This is a genomic window from Microbacterium jejuense (genome assembly GCF_019511665.1).
Lineage (GTDB): Bacteria > Actinomycetota > Actinomycetes > Actinomycetales > Microbacteriaceae > Microbacterium > Microbacterium jejuense_A.
On sequence record NZ_JAEUAW010000003.1, the window covers coordinates 178224 to 195118 of the forward strand.

At 70.7% G+C, this 16895-nt stretch carries 17 protein-coding genes; 2 read left to right on the forward strand and 15 right to left on the reverse strand.

Annotated elements, in window-relative coordinates; translation table 11 throughout:
* Positions 1-30: 30 nt before the first annotated feature.
* The 3 genes from ilvD to JNB62_RS04715 are packed head-to-tail and all read right to left on the reverse strand — an operon-like array spanning position 31 to position 3954.
* A complete protein-coding gene (gene ilvD, locus JNB62_RS04705) occupies positions 31-1752 on the reverse strand; it encodes a dihydroxy-acid dehydratase (protein ID WP_220299710.1) in 1722 nt (573 codons plus the stop codon).
* Positions 1753-1801: 49 nt separating this feature from the next.
* Positions 1802-2581, reverse strand: a complete 780-nt coding sequence (gene otsB / locus JNB62_RS04710) for a trehalose-phosphatase (protein WP_220299711.1) — start codon at positions 2579-2581, stop codon at positions 1802-1804.
* A complete protein-coding gene (locus JNB62_RS04715) occupies positions 2578-3954 on the reverse strand; it encodes an alpha,alpha-trehalose-phosphate synthase (UDP-forming) (RefSeq protein WP_374450304.1) in 1377 nt (458 codons plus the stop codon). The genes otsB and JNB62_RS04715 overlap by 4 nt, the downstream gene beginning before the upstream one ends.
* 272 nt (positions 3955-4226) lie before the next feature.
* Here JNB62_RS04715 and JNB62_RS04720 point away from each other — a divergent pair, with 272 nt between their 5' ends.
* A complete protein-coding gene (locus tag JNB62_RS04720; RefSeq protein ID WP_220299713.1) occupies positions 4227-4481 on the forward strand; it encodes a hypothetical protein in 255 nt (84 codons plus the stop codon).
* Between the two features lie 69 nt (positions 4482-4550).
* Here JNB62_RS04720 and JNB62_RS04725 read toward each other — a convergent pair whose 3' ends face one another.
* From JNB62_RS04725 to JNB62_RS04735, 3 genes are read right to left on the reverse strand one after another with little or no spacing between them, the layout of a single operon-like run.
* Positions 4551-5735, reverse strand: coding sequence for an acetyl-CoA C-acetyltransferase (locus tag JNB62_RS04725; RefSeq protein ID WP_220299714.1), 1185 nt, complete (start codon positions 5733-5735; stop codon positions 4551-4553).
* Positions 5732-6385 (reverse strand): CoA transferase subunit B, encoded by a 654-nt coding sequence (locus JNB62_RS04730; RefSeq protein ID WP_220299715.1) that lies wholly within the window; start codon positions 6383-6385, stop codon positions 5732-5734. The genes JNB62_RS04725 and JNB62_RS04730 overlap by 4 nt, the downstream gene beginning before the upstream one ends.
* 1 nt (position 6386) lies before the next feature.
* A complete protein-coding gene (locus JNB62_RS04735) occupies positions 6387-7172 on the reverse strand; it encodes a CoA transferase subunit A (protein ID WP_220299716.1) in 786 nt (261 codons plus the stop codon).
* A 106-nt stretch (positions 7173-7278) separates the two neighbouring features.
* Between JNB62_RS04735 and JNB62_RS04740 the strand changes: the two genes are divergently transcribed.
* Positions 7279-8067: an IclR family transcriptional regulator gene (locus JNB62_RS04740; RefSeq protein ID WP_220299717.1), complete on the forward strand. Its 789-nt coding sequence runs from the start codon at positions 7279-7281 to the stop codon at positions 8065-8067.
* Positions 8068-8208: 141 nt separating this feature from the next.
* Here the strand turns inward: JNB62_RS04740 and JNB62_RS04745 are convergent, their stop codons facing one another.
* Genes JNB62_RS04745 through JNB62_RS04785 form a run of 9 tightly spaced genes read right to left on the reverse strand, consistent with a single transcriptional unit; the run spans position 8209 to position 16854 of the window.
* Positions 8209-9120: an alpha/beta fold hydrolase gene (locus tag JNB62_RS04745; RefSeq protein ID WP_220299718.1), complete on the reverse strand. Its 912-nt coding sequence runs from the start codon at positions 9118-9120 to the stop codon at positions 8209-8211.
* On the reverse strand, positions 9105-9857 hold the full coding sequence (locus JNB62_RS04750) for a 3-hydroxybutyrate dehydrogenase (RefSeq protein ID WP_220299719.1): 753 nt from the start codon (positions 9855-9857) through the stop codon (positions 9105-9107). The genes JNB62_RS04745 and JNB62_RS04750 overlap by 16 nt, the downstream gene beginning before the upstream one ends.
* Positions 9854-10540, reverse strand: a complete 687-nt coding sequence (locus JNB62_RS04755; protein ID WP_220299720.1) for a TetR/AcrR family transcriptional regulator — start codon at positions 10538-10540, stop codon at positions 9854-9856. Before JNB62_RS04755 ends, JNB62_RS04750 begins: the two co-directional genes overlap by 4 nt.
* Positions 10540-12141 carry a class I adenylate-forming enzyme family protein gene (locus tag JNB62_RS04760; protein ID WP_220299721.1) on the reverse strand — a complete coding sequence of 534 codons (1602 nt, stop codon included), beginning with the start codon at positions 12139-12141 and terminating at the stop codon, positions 10540-10542. Before JNB62_RS04760 ends, JNB62_RS04755 begins: the two co-directional genes overlap by 1 nt.
* On the reverse strand, positions 12138-13238 hold the full coding sequence (locus tag JNB62_RS04765; protein ID WP_220299722.1) for a branched-chain amino acid ABC transporter permease: 1101 nt from the start codon (positions 13236-13238) through the stop codon (positions 12138-12140). The genes JNB62_RS04760 and JNB62_RS04765 overlap by 4 nt, the downstream gene beginning before the upstream one ends.
* Entirely contained in the window at positions 13235-14110 is an 876-nt protein-coding gene (locus JNB62_RS04770) for a branched-chain amino acid ABC transporter permease (protein WP_220299723.1), read from the reverse strand. Before JNB62_RS04770 ends, JNB62_RS04765 begins: the two co-directional genes overlap by 4 nt.
* A complete protein-coding gene (locus JNB62_RS04775) occupies positions 14107-14820 on the reverse strand; it encodes an ABC transporter ATP-binding protein (RefSeq protein ID WP_220299724.1) in 714 nt (237 codons plus the stop codon). Before JNB62_RS04775 ends, JNB62_RS04770 begins: the two co-directional genes overlap by 4 nt.
* The gene (locus tag JNB62_RS04780) at positions 14817-15632 is read right to left on the reverse strand and encodes an ABC transporter ATP-binding protein (RefSeq protein ID WP_220299725.1); all 816 of its coding nucleotides are present in this window, start codon (positions 15630-15632) and stop codon (positions 14817-14819) included. Before JNB62_RS04780 ends, JNB62_RS04775 begins: the two co-directional genes overlap by 4 nt.
* 19 nt (positions 15633-15651) lie before the next feature.
* Positions 15652-16854: a substrate-binding domain-containing protein gene (locus JNB62_RS04785; RefSeq protein WP_220299726.1), complete on the reverse strand. Its 1203-nt coding sequence runs from the start codon at positions 16852-16854 to the stop codon at positions 15652-15654.
* Between the last annotated feature and the right edge of the window lie 41 nt (positions 16855-16895).

Sequence of the window (16895 nt, forward strand, 5' to 3'; positions counted from 1 at the left end):
CCTGTCGGAGGGGATGTCGGAAGCCAGCACTCAACCGGTCGTCGCGCCCTCCGCAGCGGAGCGCACGAGACGGGAGTACTTGGCAAGGACGCCACGGGTATAGCGCGGGGGAAGCGGCTCCCATCCAGAGCGGCGGGAGCCCAGCTCGGTCTCATCGACGAGTAGGTCGAGAGTGCGAGCCGCGATATCGACCCGTATCAGATCACCATCGCGCACGAAGGCGATGGGACCTGCGTCCACCGCTTCGGGTGCTATGTGGCCGATGCACAGGCCGGTTGTGCCGCCTGAGAATCGTCCGTCCGTCAAGAGTAGTACATCTTTTCCGAGCCCTGCGCCCTTGATGGCCGCGGTGATCGCGAGCATCTCGCGCATGCCGGGGCCGCCCTTGGGCCCCTCGTAGCGGATGACCACGACGTCGCCGGCGTTGATCTCGCCCGCCTCGAGCGCGTCCATCGCGGCGCGCTCGCGCTCGAACACGCGGGCAGGACCCTCGAAGACGGCGGCGTCGAAGCCGGCGGTCTTCACGACCGCACCTTCGGGAGCGAGCGAACCGTGGAGGATCGTGAGACCGCCGGTCGCGTGGATCGGGTCGTCGAAGGTGTGGATCACCTTGCCGTCGACCGGCTGCGGGTCGAGCTCGGCGAGGTTCTCGGCCAGCGTCTTGCCCGTGACGGTGAGCGCGTCGCCGTGGAGCAGACCCTCGTCCAGCATCGCCTTCATGATCACCGGGATGCCCCCGTGGCGGTCGACGTCGTTCATGACGTACTTGCCGAACGGCTTCATGTCGGCCACGTGCGGAACCTTGTCGCCGATGCGGTTGAAGTCGTGCAGGCTCAGCTCGACGTCGGCCTCGCGCGCGATCGCCAGCAGGTGCAGCACGACGTTGGTCGAGCCGCCGAGGGCCATCGCGAGGGCGATCGCGTTCTCGAAGGCCTCCTTGGTGAGGATGTCGCGGGTCGTGATGCCCTGGCGCAGCAGGTTCACGACAGCCTCGCCCGAACGGTGGGCGAAGTAGTCCCGGCGGCGGTCGGCCGAGGGCGGGGCCGCCGAGCCCGGGAGGCTGAGGCCGAGGGCCTCGGCGACCGAGGCCATCGTGTTGGCGGTGTACATGCCGCCGCACGCGCCTTCGCCCGGCGCGATCGCGCATTCGATGCGCTTGAGGTCCGCTTCGCTCATCTTGCCCGCGAGGCAGGCGCCGACGGCCTCGAACGAGTCGATGATCGTGACGTCCTTCTCGGTGCCGTCCGAGAGCTTGACCCAGCCGGGAGCGATCGAGCCGGCGTAGAGGAAGACGCTCGACAGATCGAGGCGCGCCGAGGCCATCAGCATGCCGGGGATCGACTTGTCGCAGCCGGCGAGCAGCACCGAGCCGTCGAGGCGCTCGGCCATCATGACGGTCTCGACGGAGTCCGCGATGACCTCGCGCGAGACGAGCGAGAAGTGCATGCCCTCGTGGCCCATCGAGATGCCGTCCGACACCGAGATGGTGCCGAACTGCAGCGGATAGCCGCCGCCGGCGTGCACGCCCTCCTTGGCGCCCTGCGCGAGCCGGTCGAGGCTCAGGTTGCAGGGGGTGATCTCGTTCCAGCTGGATGCGATGCCGATCTGGGGCTTGTCCCAGTCCTCGTCGCCCATGCCCACGGCGCGGAGCATTCCGCGCGAGGTGGTCGCTTCGATGCCGTCGGTGACGACGCGGCTGCGGGGCTTGATGTCGATGGAGTTATCAGCTGCGGGTGAATCGGGCCGGGCCATTGTTGCAGTCTATTCCCGCTCCGACACGCGCTCGTCCGGCATGACGGACTCAGGCCAGCAGCCGCGTGCGCTCCTGCGCCAGACGGGTCAGCAGGTCCGCCAGCGCGGCGATGTCGGGCACGCGGACCGCCGCTGCCGACTCCCCCTCGCCGACCCGCACGCCCACGTCCCCGGCCCCGAGGCTCGCGATGGCGTCCTCGTCGGTGACATCGTCGCCCGCGAACAGCACGGCTGTCGCGCCGACGCGCTCGCGCAGCTCTGCCACCGCGGAGTCCTTGCCCTCGTGCCGGAAGGCGAACTCGACGATGTTGTGGCCGGTGCGCCGGCGCCAGTGCGGCGCCTCCTCGGCGACGATGGCGTCGACGATGCTGTTGGCCTCGGCGGCGTCAGCGGCGTCGGCGCGGCGCGTGTGCACGCCGAATCCGAACGTCTTCGGCTCGATCCACACGCCGTCCAGGTGCGCCGTGGCACGCTCGGCGTGGGCGCGCAGCGTGTCACGGAGTGCGGCCGCCTCCTCGTCGTCGCCGTGGCTCACGGGCCCTTCACCGGGGACCCAGAACTCCGCACCGTGCGATCCCGCCAGCCATACCGCGGCCGCGTCGTCGTGCTCGGCGATGACCCGCAGGTCGACGAGGCTGCGACCCGAGACGAAGGCGACGACCGTCTCGGGGGCGGCCGCCAGGGCGTCGACGGCGTCGCGGGCCGCCGGCAGCATGCGCGCGTCCATCGGCTCGTCCTCCAGCGGCGAGAGCGTGCCGTCGAAGTCGAGTGCGACGAGAAGGCGAGGGGATGCCGCGAGCCGGCCGATCAGGTCGTCCGCAGCGGTCACGCCCGACCCCGCTTCTTGGCGCGTCGCGCCTCCTCCAGCGCATCGAGGAACGACCGCGACCACCGGTCGACGTCGTTCTCGAGCACCTTCTTGCGCAGCGCGCGCATGCGGCGCCCCTGCTCGGCGGCCGGCATCTCGATGGCGCGCATGATGGCCTCCTTCATGCCGCCGATGTCGTGCGGGTTGATGCGGATGGCACTGGGGAGCTCGTCGGCGGCTCCGGCGAACTCGCTCAGCACGAGCACGCCGCGGTTGTCGGTGCGCGTGGCGACGTACTCCTTCGCGACGAGGTTCATGCCGTCGCGCAGAGCCGTCACGAGCATGACGTCGGCCGCGAGGAACAGGGCCACCATCTCTTCGCGCGGGTACGCCTGATGCAGATACCGGATCGCCGTGTGCCCCATCGTGTCGTGGTCGCCGTTGATGCGCCCGACCGTCAGCTCGATCTCGTCGCGCAGCTGCATGTAGGCGTCGACGCGCTCGCGGCTGGGGCTGGCCACCTGCACGAGCGTGACGTCCTCGACCTTGACCCGCCCGTCTTCGAGCAGCTCGCCGAAGGCCTTCAGGCGGTGGCGGATGCCCTTGGTGTAGTCGAGGCGATCGACGCCGAGGAGGATCTTCTTCGGATTGCCGAGGCTCTCGCGGATCTCGGCGGCGCGGGCGATGATGTCGGGGCGTTCGGCGAGCTCGATGTACGACGACGCGTCGATCGAGATCGGAAAGGCCTTCGCGAGGGCGTTGCGCGACGTGCCGTCGGGCAAGGGCACGGTGATGCCCGTCGCCTTCGTCTGATAGCGCAGCTGACGTCGCACGGCGCGCGCGAAGTTACCGGCATCCGCCACCCGCTGGAAGCCGATGACGTCGGCGCCGAGCAGTCCCTCGAGAACCTGGCGCCGCCACGGCAGCTGCGAGTACAGGCCGTATGCCGGGAAGGGAATGTGGTGGAAGTAGCCGATCGTCAGGTCGGGGCGCGCCTCGCGAAGCATGGCCGGCACGAGCTGCAGCTGGTAGTCCTGCACCCATACCGTGGCCCCTTCGGCCGCCACCGAGGCGGCGGCCTCGGCGAACCGGCGGTTGACGCGCACGTAGGCGTCCCACCAGACGCGGCGGTACCGGGGCGGTGAGATGACGTCGTGGTAGAGCGGCCAGAACGTGTCGTTCGACATGCCCTCGTAGTAGTTCTCGACCTCGTCGGCGCTGAGCGAGACGGGTACGAGATGCGTGCCCTCGAACTCGAACGGCTCGACCTCGATGTCGGGCTGGCCGGGCCACCCGACCCATGCGCCGTCGGCGCGGCGCATGACGGGCTCCAGCGCCGTCACGAGGCCGCCGGGTGAGCGCCGCCATTCCGAGTCCCCGTCGGGGTCGGTCACCTTGTCGACGGGAAGACGATTGGCGACGACGACCAGATCGGCGCGGCGGTCGGCTTCCGAGACCCCGGGACCCGACGCGGAGGACGGGAGCGGACCCTCCGATCCAGGGCTTCTCGGCGCGGCTTTTCTCGGCTCTGACACGGGACTCCTGACGATTCGTGGACGGCACGCTCAGGCTAACAGCGAGCTCTCGGGGGGTGTCGTCCCTTGACGGGCGACGTCGCACGTGTCAAGGGCAGACTGCCCGCCGCACGTCGCGCTAACGTTGCGGCATGCGCAAGTACCTCTTCGGCACCGGCATCATCACCGCTTTCACCGGAGGACTCACGCTGCTGCGCGCGCTGCGCGAGAACGAGCCGTTCACGTGGCGCACCGCGCTGGCGTGGGCCAGCTGGGGCATCTCGCTGGCGCTCGCGGTCGGCGCGATCGTCGACGTCCGCCGCGCGTCGCGCGGGCACCTCATCGCCCAGGACTCCCCCGTGCACGGCCGCGAGAAGAAGCTCCTCAAGCGCCGTCTGGAGAGCTGACGCGACCTCCGCATGACGACGGGGCGGGGCCGATCGGCCCCGCCCCGTCGTCGTGTGTGCGGCGCGGACTCAGCGCGTGAGGATCAGCGCGTCGCCCTGGCCTCCGCCGCCGCACAGGGCGACGGCCGCGGTCCCGCCCCCGCGTCGCACCAGCTCGTGCACCGCGTGGACGACGAGCCTGTTGCCGGAGGCGCCGATGGGGTGCCCGATCGCGATGCCGCCGCCGTGGGGGTTGACGACGTCGTCGGCGAGGCCGAGTTCGCGCTGCGAACGGGCCACGACGGCGCCGAACGCCTCGTTGATCTCGACCACGTCGAGGTCGGCCGGACGGATCCCCTGCTTCTCGCACGCCTTCTCGATCGCACGCGCCGGCTGCGCGTGCAGCGAGTTGTCGGGACCCGCGACCTGGCCCGACGCGCCGACGACCGCCAGCACGGGCCATCCGTTCGCGTCGGCATGGGATCGGGTCGTGAGCACGACGGCCGAGGCGCCGTCCGAGATCTGCGACGAGTTGCCGGCGGTGATCGACCCGCCGGCCGCGAACGCCGGGCGCAGTCCCGCGAGGGTCTCCACCGTCGTGTCGGGGCGGATCCCCTCGTCCTTCGTGACGACGACGGCCTCGCCGCGACGCTGCGGGATCTCGACGGGCACGATCTCGGCGTCGAACACCCCCGCCTCCTGCGCGGCGGCCGCGCGCTGGTGCGAACGCGCGGCGACGGCATCCTGATCCTCGCGGCTGACCTCGAAGCGCTCGTTATGGCGCTCGGTCGAGGCGCCCATGCTCTCGGCGTCGTACGCGTCGGTCAGTCCGTCGTACGCCATATGGTCGAGCACCTCGACCGATCCGTATGCCCATCCCTCTCGGGATCCCATCAGCAGGTGCGGCGCGCGCGTCATCGACTCCATGCCGGCCGCGACGACGACGGTGGCATCGCCGACGGCCAGCATGCGCGCACCGTCGATGATGGCCGTCAGCCCCGAGAGGCACACCTTGTTGACCGAGCTCGAGTGCACGTCCCACGGGATGCCGGCGCCCACGGCCGCCTGACGTGCGGGGTTCTGGCCGGCGCCGGCCGCGAGCACCTGCCCGACGAGCACGGCGTCGACGGCGTCGGCGGGGATGCCTCCCTGCGACAGCGCGCCGCGGATGGCGGCGCTGCCGAGCTGCACCGCCGTGAGCGGCGCCAGCTGGCCCTTCAGCCGTCCCTGCGGCGTGCGGGCGGCGGCGACGATGACGATGTCGTCGTGGTTCATGCTTCCACCTTAAGTTCGTCCGAGATCGACAGCTCGGGTTCGGTCGCAGCGATCACGTCGGCCACCGAGACGCCCGGCGCCGTCTCGACGAGCACGAGTCCGGCATCCGTCACGTCGATGACGGCGAGGTCGGTGATGATGCGGTCGACGACGCCGCGGCCGGTGAGGGGCAGCGAGCACTCGTGCACGATCTTGGCCGAGCCGTCCTTGGCGACGTGCTCCATCAGCACGATCACCTTCGCGGCGCCGTGGACGAGGTCCATCGCGCCGCCCGGGCCCTTGACCATCTTGCCCGGGATCATCCAGTTCGCGAGGTCGCCGGTGGCCGACACCTGCATGGCGCCGAGGATCGCGGCGTCGATCTTGCCGCCGCGGATCATGCCGAAGCTCGTCGCGGAGTCGAAGAACGCCGCCCCCGGAAGCGTCGTCACGGTCTCTTTGCCGGCGTTGATGAGATCGGGGTCCACGTTCTCTTCGGACGGGTACGGACCGACGCCGAGGATGCCGTTCTCGGACTGCAGCACGACGGTGACGCCGTCGGGCACGTAGTTCGGAACGAGTGTCGGCAGTCCGATGCCGAGGTTGACGTAGGCGCCGTCGGCGAGCTCGCGAGCCGCACGCGCGGCCATCTCGGTGCGGGTGAGTGCCATGTCAGGCTCCTTCCGTCGTCGCGGGCGCCGCGACGGTGCGGCGCTCGATGCGCTTCTCGATGCCGGTGCCCACCTCGACGACGCGGTGCACGTAGATGCCGGGAAGGTGGATGCCGTCAGGGTCGAGTTCCCCCGGCTCCACGAGCTCCTCCACCTGCGCGATGCACACGCGGCCCGCCATCGCGGCGAGCGGGTTGAAGTTGCGCGCGGCCTTGTTGAACACGAGGTTGCCGTGGCGGTCGCCGCGCAGCGCGTGCACGAGAGAGAAGTCGGTGACGATCGCCTCTTCGAGCACGAAGTCGCGGGGTGTGCCGTCGACGTCGAACGAGCGCACGTCCTTGACGGGCGAAGCGACGGCGACGCTGCCGTCGGCGCCGTACCTGCGGGGAAGGCCGCCCTCGGCGACCTGGGTGCCGACGCCCGTCTGCGTGTAGAACGCGGCGATGCCCGAGCCGCCGGCCCGCAGCTTCTCGGCGAGCGTGCCCTGGGGCGTGAGCTCCAGCTCCAGCTCGCCCGAGAGGAACTGCCGCTCGAACTCCTTGTTCTCGCCGACGTACGACGAGGTCATCTTGCTGATGCGCCTCGCGTTCAGCAGCACGCCGAGCCCCCAGTCGTCGACGCCGCAGTTGTTGCTCACGATGCGGAGGTCGCTCGTGCCCTGCGCGAGCAGCGCCTCGATGAGCGCGATCGGGTTGCCCGACAGCCCAAACCCTCCCACCGCGAGAGACGCCCCGTCGGGGATGTCGGCGACGGCCTCGGCCGCCGAGCCCCAGGTCTTGTCGATCACGTGCACTCCTTCGTGTCCTGCGTTGCCCTTCCATCCTGCGTCCGACAGCTCGCACGAGCCAGCAGCTGCTTGCGATGTGGCCGACGCACGCCGTACCGTCCATATCGTGGACACCACGAAACGCAGCATCCCCGGCGCGCAGTCGGTCGCGCGCGCGGCGCAGCTGCTGAGGCTCGTGACCTCGGCAGGCGACGACGGGATGCCGGTGGCCGAGCTCGCCCGTCGCGCCGACCTCACGCGTCCGACGACGCACCGGCTGCTCACCGCTCTGCGGCATGAGGGCCTCGTCGACCAGGACGAGCGGACAGGACGATGGATGCCGGGGCCCGAGCTGTACCTGATGGGCACGGTCGCGGCATCCCGATACGACATCACCGCGATCGCGCGCGACATCGTGCGCTCGCTGGCCGTGCGCACGGAAGAGAGTGCGTTCCTTTCGGTGCGCCGCGGCGACGAGACGGTGTGCCTGCTGCGCGAGGAGGGGAGCTTCCCCATCCGGTCGTTCGTGCTGTCGGAGGGCGTGCGGTTCCCGCTCGGGGTGGCCTCGGCGGGGCTCGCGATCCTGGCGTTCCTGCCACCCCACGATGTGGACGCGTACTTTGAGCGCCACCCCGATCTCGCCGACGACTGGGGCGCCGCGCACAGCGAGAAGCGCCTGCGCGCGCGCCTGCGCGACACGCAGGAGCGCGGCTACGCCGTCAACCCCGGGCTGATCGTCGAGGGGTCCTACGGACTCGGCGCGGCGGTGTTCACGCGCGAGGGGCACCCGCAGTGGGCGCTGAGCCTCACGGGCGTCGAGTTCCGCTTCGGACCGGACCGCCTTTCCGAGCTCGGCCGCACGCTGCTGGCCCACGCGCACCAGCTGACGACGCGCATCGCCGCAGCCGGCCGGTGAGCTCGCGCCCGGGCGGCGTCGCTGCGTCCGACGCGCGGCTCGCCGCGTTTCGTCTCGCTCCGCTCGCTCAACGGCCGTGCCCCGGGCGTTGAGCGGAGCGAGGGACGAGCGAAGACGAAACGCCGCGACCGCGCCGACGACCTACGTCGCCGCCAGCTCCTGCCGCACCACGGCGGACACGACGTCGGCACCGGCAGGCGACATCACGATCGTGTAGTGGTTGAAGCCGTCGATGCGCTCGTGCCGGACGCCGGGGTACTCCCCCAGCAGCCGCTCGAGATGCTCGGGCGCGTAGAGCCCGGGCGGCTCGTCCTGCAGGCCCCGCGGCACGGTGAGCAGGCGCGTGGGATGCCGCAAGCCGGCGAGCGCGTCCGGCAGAGCGGTCCCGGTGTTCATGTCGACGGTGTCGTCGGCGGTCGTGGCGTAGCTCGTGGCAGGGCGGAACGCGCCGTCGCCGTCGGGCACCAGGTCGTACGCCAGGTACCGCTCGAGCTCCGGTGTCCAGGCGCCGGCGAACGCAGGATGCGCACGCCAGAAGTCGAGGTACTCGGCGGGGCTCGCGAACCTCATCGACAGCCGCGCGGCGGTGGGTCCGAGGATGCCCGCGACGAGCTCGTCGGTGCTGAGACCGGCGGGCACATCGAGCGGCAGACCGCCGTCGACCAGCACCAGTCGCGCGACGCGCTCGGGGTGCAGGTGCGCGAACACGACCGACACGAACGCGCCCATCGAATGCCCCACGACGAGGGTGTGCTCGATGCCGAGGGCATCCAGCACCGCCGCCAGGTCGCCGGCGTGCGCGGCCATGCCCGCGGCGCCCTCGATCCCGTTGCTGCGGCCGCGACCGCGCAGGTCCGGTGCGACCACGCGCACCCCGGGAAGACGCTCGACGACGAACGGCCACGCCAGGTGCGAGGCCGTCACGCCGTGCACCAGCAGCACGGTCGGCGTGTCGGCACCGGCATGTGGCGCATCCCACACCCCGACGTGCAGCGATCCGCCGTCGACGGGCACGTCGATCTCGCGATAGTCGTGGCTCACCGTGCGGTCCATCCGCCGTCGATCGTGTAGGAGGCGCCGGTGACCATGCCGGCCTTGTCGGACACCAGCCAGCCGGCGAGCGAGGCGACCTCGTCGGCCTCGACGAGCCGCTTGACGGCGCTCTCGGTGAGCATGATCTGCTCGACGACCTCGCTCTCGGGGATGCGGTGCACCTTCGCCTGGTCGGCGATCTGCTTCTCGACCAGCGGTGTGCGCACATACGCGGGGTTGATGCAGTTGCTCGTCACGCCGTGCGGCGCTCCTTCGAGCGCGGTGACCTTCGAGAGCCCCTCGAGTCCGTGCTTCGCCGACACGTAGGCGGACTTGAACGCGCTCGCTCGCAGACCGTGGGCGCTGGAGATGTTGACGACACGTCCCCAGCCGCGCTCGTACATGGCCGGCAGCGCTGCGCGGATCAGCAGGAACGGCGACTCCAGCATGAGCCGCAGCAGCAGCCGGAACGTATCGGGGTCGAACTCCGTGATCGGCGAGACCCGCTGGATGCCCGCGTTGTTGACGAGGATGTCGACGTCGAGCGTCAGGTCGTCGAGCGCCGCGGTGTCCGAGAGGTCGACCACCCAGGGCTCTCCGCCGACGGAGGCGGCGGCATCCTCCGCGGCATCCGCGTTCAGGTCCGCGATGATCACGTGGGCGCCGCGCGCGGCGAACTCGCGGGCGCACGCGAGACCGATGCCGCTCGCGCCTCCCGTGACCAGGGCGCGCCGGCCCGCCAGATCGTGGTCCGTCATCGGTCCTCCTCGGGGGTTGCCGCCCGCGGTGCGAGCGCGTTGTCGATGAAGCGGGTCATGCCGGCGAACACGCGCGGGTCGAGCTCCGCCGGCGGGCGGCCGTCCGCGTCGCGCTCCCACAGCAGGAACCGCATGCCGATGAGCTCGCCCATGCCCATGAGGGCCCACGCCGTCGTCTCGGGATCGAGGGCGCGGTCGACGTCGCCCGTCGCCTGTGCGGCGCGCAGCCCCGCTTCGTAGCCCTCCACGATGCGCGTGTAATGCATGCGCAGCACGTCGGGCGAGACGAACTCGGCCTCGCGCACCACGCGGTACAGCGCCGGGTGCTCGGCTGTGAACCGGAAGAACCCGGCGAATCCCGCGCGCTCGGCCTGCAGCCGATCCGGTGCACCCGCCATCGCCTCCGACATGGAGTGGCGCACACGGCGGTTGAGGTCGAGCACGAGCGCCTCGAAGATCGTCTGCTTGCTGTCGAAGTACAGGTAGAACGTGCCGAGCCCGATGCCTGCGCGTTCGGTGATCTTGACGATGGATGCCTCGTGGTAGCCCTGCTGGGCGAACACCAGCTCCGCGGCCTCGAGCAGGCGGCGACGGGTCGCCTCGCCCCGTTTGGTCAGCGGGCGCCCCGTCGCGGACGACACCAGCTCTTCCTGCCCGTCGACGAGTTCGTCGGACATGCTCATCAGGACTCCCCCCTGCTGGGCGAACCGGTCTCGACCTGTTCGCGTGGGTCGGCGTGTGCGCGCAGCGCCCGCGCCCGTTCGCGCAGCCGTGAGCGCGCGAGCTTCTCGATCGTCGATCTCGGCAGCTCGTCGACGAACTCGACGTGCACCGGGATCTTGAACGCCGCGAGGTTGCGGCGGGCGTGCGCGAGCAGCTCGTCGGCCGAGAGCGCGGCACCGGGCGTGCGGACGACGAAAGCCACCCCGCGCTCGCCCCACACGTCATCGGGCACGCCGACCACGGCGGCAGCCTCCACCAGCGGGTGCAGGCACAGTGCGTATTCGACCTCGGCCGGCGCGACGTTCTCGCCGCCCGAGATGAAGATGTCCTTGAGCCGGTCCACGACCCGGTGCACGCCGTCGGCGTCGCGCGAGACGAGGTCGCCCGTGCGCAGCCACCCGTCGCGCAGCGCGCGCGCCGTCGCCGCGTCGTCGCCCAGGAACCCGGCGAACACGCTCGGTCCGCGCACCCACAGCTCGCCGGTCGCCGGACCCTCCAGCGTCAGCCCCGTCGCAGGGTCGACGATGCGCACCGACACGTGCGGGTACGGGCGCCCGACAGCGCCCGGAGCCCGCACGGCGTCGGAGGCCGGCAGGTGCAGCACGTTGGGTCCTGCCTCGGTCAGCCCGTAGCCCTGCGTGAGCGGCACTCCGCGCTGCGCCCACAGCTGCTGCAGTTCCACCGGCATCGTCGCGCCCCCGACGAGCGCCAGCCGCAGCGATGAGGTGTCGGCCGTGCCCGCATCGCGGTCGGCAGCGAGCATGGCGTACTGGGTGGGGACTCCCATCATCGCGGTCACGTGCCGGTCGGCGATGAGCTGCAGCACGCGCGCGGGCTGGAACGACCGCTCCAGCACGACCGTCGCACCGACCCACCATGCCAGCAGCGGCTGGCAGTTCCAGGCCGCGACGTGGAACTGCGGCAGCATCGCCAGCACGACGTCGTCCTGGGTGAGCGGCAGGGCCTGGGCGAGGGCGAGGTTGTTCCAGAAGCAGTTCGCGTGCGTCAGCACCACACCTTTGGGCGCCGCCTCGCTCCCCGAGGTGAAGATGACCAGCAGCGGGTCGTCGTCGCGCACCGGTCGCCACGAGCCCGGACGCATCGCCCGGGGCACCGCCGCCTCGACGCCGACCGTCCCGAGCACCGCGGTCGGCGGCATCCGATCGCACAGGCGAAGTGCCTCGCCCGCCAGGGCCTCATACTCGTCCTCGACGAGCACGAGCGACGGAGCCGAGCGCGTCAGCACGTCGGACAGCTCGCGGGGCGTGAGCCGCCACGAGAGCGGCACGAAGGCGGTGCCGGCGATCGCGCACGCGAAGAAGGCGACCACGTGGTCGGTCGAGTTGCCCGACACCGTTGCGACGCGGTCACCGGCGCCGTACCCCGCGTCGCGCAGCGCGTCGGCGAGGGCGACGGCGCGTGCCGCGAGCGTGGCGTAGTCGGTGGTGACGCCGCGGTCGTCGATCGCGATGCGCTCGGGCACCCGCGCCGCGCTGTCGACCAGCCACCGGCCGATCGTGTGGGGTCCGTCGTCGATGACGGGGTCGGAGGTCCAGGTCATGCCCGCACCTCCGCGGGGGCGGCCGCGTCGTCCGCATCGTCCAGCTGCCGCAACGCGCCGCGCGCCCTTTCGCCCCGTCGACGCCGCACGGCCGTGTCGATCGTGCCGGCGATGCCGCCGGGCAGGAACATCACCACGACGATGAAGAGTACGCCGAGGAGGAACAGCGGTTCGGACAGCGGCACGCGCAGCCAGTCCGGAAGACCCGCGATCGCGTCGGAGCCGGCGAGGACGGTGAGGCGCTGATCGAGCAGCGTGTACAGCACACCGCCCACGATGGCACCCCAGCGGAAGCCGACACCACCCAGCACCACCATGACGAGCACGGTGATCGTGAGGTCGGCCGACACCGAGCGCGGCACCGTGCCCGACTGCAGCAGCATGTAGGCGACGCCGGCGAGGCTCGCGAGGCCCGCTGCGATCACGAACACGATGAGCTTCACGCGATACGGCGAGAGACCCAGCACCCGGACGCGCTGCTCGTTCTCGCGCGTCGCGCGGGCGAGGTGGCCGAGCCGCGACGTGTCGACCCACAGCGTCACGAGGTAGACGACCACGAGCACCGCGAGGGTGAACCAGTACAGGTTGCGCGTGTTCACGACGCCGATGAGGACGTCGGGCACCTGCTCGGTGTTCAGGCTCAGCCCCTCTTCACCGCCGGTGACCTGCGAGTTGCGGCGCACGAGCACCGACCCCGCCTGCGCGAACGCGAGGGTCACCATCGCGAACGGGATGCCCGACACGCGCATCGACACGGCGCCGGTGGCCAGGGCGATGATCATCCCGCCGATGAGCGCGATGAACACGCCCGGCCACAGCGGCACGCCGAAGTGCTCGAGGGCGATGCCGAGCCCGTACGCGCCGGCACCGAAGTACAGGGCGTGGCCGAACGACAGCATCCCTCCCGATCCGAGCAGCAGGTTGTACGACAGCGCGAGCGCCGCGAACACCATGCACAGCGACAGCAGGGCGAGCGTGCCCGGCATGTAGGTGGGAGTGGGAAGGATGCCGGGAAGCGACAGGTTCAGCAGCGGCAGCACCGCCATGAACACGACGAGCGCAACGCCGACGCCGGCGGGGATGTAACGGCGCATCATGCCCTCTTTCCGAGCAGTCCGGTCGGACGCAGCAGCAGCACGAGCGCCAGCAGGATCACGACGATGAAGTCGCCCGTGCCGCCGAGGTAGAAGTTCGCGAACTGCTGCAGCACCGCGACGAGGACCGAGGCCACCGCCGCGCCGGTCAGCGAGCCGAGGCCGCCCACGACGGTGACGATGAAGGCGAAGATCAGGAGCGTCTGGCCGAGGTGCGCCGACACGAACGTGGAGTAGTGCATCGCGAGCACTCCCCCGATCCCGGCAGCAGCGCCGCCGATCGCGAAGACGAGGGTGAACGAGCGGCGCACGTCGATGCCGAGCGCGGTCACCATCGAGCGGTTCTCGACGCCGGCCCGGATGATCATGCCGTAGCGCGTCTTCTGGAGGAACAGCACGAGTGCGGCCAGCACGAGCACGGCGGCGATCATGAGCACCCAGTACGTGTTCGGGATGCGGGCGCCCAGGACCTCCGTGGTCTGCCGCAGCCAGGACGGACCCGAGATGTGCACGGGGTCGGTGCCCCAGATGCCCTCGAACAGTGCGACCGCGGCGAACGACAGACCGACCGTGACGAGCACCTGCTCGATGTGCCGCTCGTACAGCGGACGGATGAGCACGAGCTCGGTGAGCGTGGCGAAGACCGCTCCGACCCCCGCGCCCACGAGCACCGACAGCAGGAACGAGCCCCAGGAGTCGGTGCCGAGCGCCTGCGCGACCATCCAGCCGATGAAGGCGCTGAGGGTGAGGAACGCGCCGTGCGCGAAGTTCAGGACATGCATGAGTCCGTAGATGAGGCTCAGCCCGCTCGCGACGAGGAAGTAGAGGGCGCCGAGGCCGACGCCGGTGATGAGGGTCAGGACAAGGGTGCTCACGATGCGTGCTCCACGTGGACGCCGAGCAGGCGGCGGGTGAGGTCTTCGTCGTCGAGGATGTCCCGCGCCTTGCCGACGTGCGCGACGCGGCCGCCCGCGATCACGACGGCGTCGTCGGCGAGACGGCGGACCACCTCGAGGTTCTGCTCGACCAGGAGGATCGGGACGGTCTTGGACGCCTCTTCGAGCGCGTCGGCGACCTCCGTCACGATCTTGGGCGCGAGCCCCTTCGTGGGTTCGTCGACGAGCAGCAGCCGGTTGTCGTTGAGCAGCGCCCGCGCGACCGACACCATCTGCTGCTGGCCGCCCGACAGCGTTCCGGCAGCCTGGTCGCGACGAGCCACGAGGTCGGGGAACAGCTCGGCCACGAACTCGCGCCGCGGGTTGTGCTGCCGCTCGGCGAGCGCGAGGTTCTCGGCCACGCTGAGCTTCGAGAAGACCTCGCGGTCCTCGGGCACGTACCCGACGCCGCGCCGCACGATGCGGTGCGTGGGCAGCCCGTCGATGCGCTCGCCCGCGAGGCGCACCTCGCCCCGCCGCGAGATGAGGCCGAGGATGCCGCGGAGCGTCGAGGTCTTGCCGACGCCGTTGCGCCCGAGCACCGCCGTGATGCCGGTCGCCGGCACGTCGAACGAGACGTCCTCGACGACCTGCTGACCGGAGATCGTGCAGCGCAGCCCGCGCACGGTGAGGATCGGCTCGCTGGTCATGCGGCCTCCGTCCCGGCCGACCCGGTGCCGAGATACGCGCTCTGCACCAGCGGGTTCTCCATGATCCGCTGCGGCGTGTCGTACGCGATGATCCTGCCGAAGTACATCACCGCGACCTTCTCGACGAGGCCCATGAGCACGTCGATGTGGTGCTCGACCATGAGCAGCGTGCAGCCTTTCTCGCGCTGCATGTCGCGGATGTTCTCGACGAGCCCTGGAACGTCTCCCGACGCGACACCGGCCATCGGCTCGTCCAGCAGCACGATGCTCGCCTCTGTGGCCAGCAGGACCGCGATCTCGAGCTTCCGCTTGTCGCCGTGTGAGACGTCTCCGGCCAGCGCGTCGAGCTTGTGGCCGAGGCCTACGGCTTCGAGCTTGGCGACCGCGGCTTCGGTGGCGGCATCCGTCCGTCTCGGGAAGTGCAGCAGCGACCCCGAACCGCCGAGCGCCACCTGCGCCGCGAGGCGCACGTTCTCGAGCACCGAGAGCTTGGGGAAGATGCTCGACGTCTGGAAGGTGCGTCCCAGTCCCGCCCGCGCCCGCGCCGGCACCGACGCCGTCGTGATGTCGCGGTCGTCCAGCACGACGCGGCCGGCCGTGGGCTTCACCAGCCCCGAGATCACGTTGAAGAGCGTGGTCTTGCCGGCGCCGTTGGGACCGATGACACCGACGAGGGAGCCGGCGGCGACGTCGAGTACGACGTCCTTGAGGATCGTCGCGCCCCCGATCTGCAGGCCGAGGCCGTCGATCTTGAGCGGAGAGCCGCGGCGCGCGGTCTCCGCGGCGGGCGCGGGCGGGACTGAGGTGCTCATCGCGTTCCGCGTCTCCGGACTACTTCGCGGCCTCGGCCGGCGCGACGTCGTCTGCCGACACCGTGTCGACGAGCTCGGGCACGAATGTGCCGTCCTTGGCGACGAGCTTGGCCTGGTACATCTCCTGGAGGAGCGCGTGGTCGCTCGCGCGGACCGTCATCGTGCCCTTCGGTCCCTCGAACTCGTAGCCCTCGAGCGCAGACACCATCGCGTCGACATCGCCCTTGCCCTCTTCGATGGCGTGGACGATCATGATCGCCGCGTTGAAGCCGTCGGGGCTGAAGAGGTCGGGCGTGCCGCCCGCGTCCTCGATCGCCTCGACCATCGCGGTGTTCACGTCGTTATCGGGTGCGCCGGGGAAGTAGTGGTTGAGGAAGCTGATCTTCTCGGATGCCTCGCCGTAGGCGCCGAACGTCGCCGAGTCGCCGAGGCCGGTGACGACCGGGATCTCGTCCATGACGCCCTGCTGGCTCATCGCCTGCCACATGGCACCGGACGTGGCACCGGCCCACGCCACGAACACGAGGTCGGGCGAGCCCGCCAGCACCTGCTGCGCGAACGGCGTGAACTCGGTCGCATCCTCGGCGACCAGCACCGAGTCGACCGTCGCGCCCTTGCCGCCGAGGATCGCCTCAACGGCGGCCACGTTGCCCTGCCCGAACGCGTTGTCCTGTGCGAACACCGTCACCTTCTTGCCCTCGATGTCGTCGAGGAAGGTTCCCGCCGTTGCGACGTCCTGCGCACTCTGTCGTCCGGAGCGGAACGTGTAGTCGTTGATCCCGGTGATCGCGTCGGCCGCGGCCGGACCCGAGATGTAGAGCACCTTGTTCTGGGCGGCCTGCTCGGCGACCGCGAGGGCGACGCCCGACGACGCGGTGCCGGCGATGATGTTGACGCCCTCGCCGATGAGCTCCTTGACGGCGGTGACGGCCTTGTCGGGGTCGCCCGCGTCGTCGCGGTACTCCACGGTGATCTTCGTGCCGTCGACCTCGCCGCTGCCGTCGGTGGCGTAGTCGAGCCCGGCCTTGAACGCGTCGAGGTACTGCTTGCCGTACCCGGCCAGCGGACCGGACTCGCTCGTGACGATGCCGACGGTGACCTCGGACGGACCGCCGTCGGTCGCTTCACCGGACGGCGACTCGGCGGTCGGTGCGCACGCCGCCATGGCGAGCGCTGCCGTGACGACCACGGAGCCCAGGAGCAACTTCTTCGTAACCCGCATGTGCGTGCCTTTCCCCATTGGAAGGATCTGGTGCATCGGAG

Bases quoted from the DNA above. Each gene is read 5' to 3' on its own strand.
- JNB62_RS04750 (WP_220299719.1), bottom strand. From the start codon at position 9,857: ATGACGGACCACGATCTGGCGGGCCGGCGCGCCCTGGTCACGGGAGGC.
- JNB62_RS04745 (WP_220299718.1), bottom strand. From the start codon at position 9,120: ATGGACCGCACGGTGAGCCACGACTATCGCGAGATCGACGTGCCCGTC.
- JNB62_RS04760 (WP_220299721.1), bottom strand. From the start codon at position 12,141: ATGACCTGGACCTCCGACCCCGTCATCGACGACGGACCCCACACGATC.
- JNB62_RS04720 (WP_220299713.1), top strand. From the start codon at position 4,227: ATGCGCAAGTACCTCTTCGGCACCGGCATCATCACCGCTTTCACCGGA.
- JNB62_RS04765 (WP_220299722.1), bottom strand. From the start codon at position 13,238: ATGATGCGCCGTTACATCCCCGCCGGCGTCGGCGTTGCGCTCGTCGTG.
- JNB62_RS04785 (WP_220299726.1), bottom strand. From the start codon at position 16,854: ATGCGGGTTACGAAGAAGTTGCTCCTGGGCTCCGTGGTCGTCACGGCA.
- JNB62_RS04775 (WP_220299724.1), bottom strand. From the start codon at position 14,820: ATGACCAGCGAGCCGATCCTCACCGTGCGCGGGCTGCGCTGCACGATC.
- JNB62_RS04730 (WP_220299715.1), bottom strand. From the start codon at position 6,385: ATGGCACTCACCCGCACCGAGATGGCCGCGCGTGCGGCTCGCGAGCTC.
- ilvD (WP_220299710.1), bottom strand. From the start codon at position 1,752: ATGGCCCGGCCCGATTCACCCGCAGCTGATAACTCCATCGACATCAAG.
- JNB62_RS04725 (WP_220299714.1), bottom strand. From the start codon at position 5,735: ATGAACCACGACGACATCGTCATCGTCGCCGCCGCCCGCACGCCGCAG.
- JNB62_RS04780 (WP_220299725.1), bottom strand. From the start codon at position 15,632: ATGAGCACCTCAGTCCCGCCCGCGCCCGCCGCGGAGACCGCGCGCCGC.
- JNB62_RS04755 (WP_220299720.1), bottom strand. From the start codon at position 10,540: ATGAGCATGTCCGACGAACTCGTCGACGGGCAGGAAGAGCTGGTGTCG.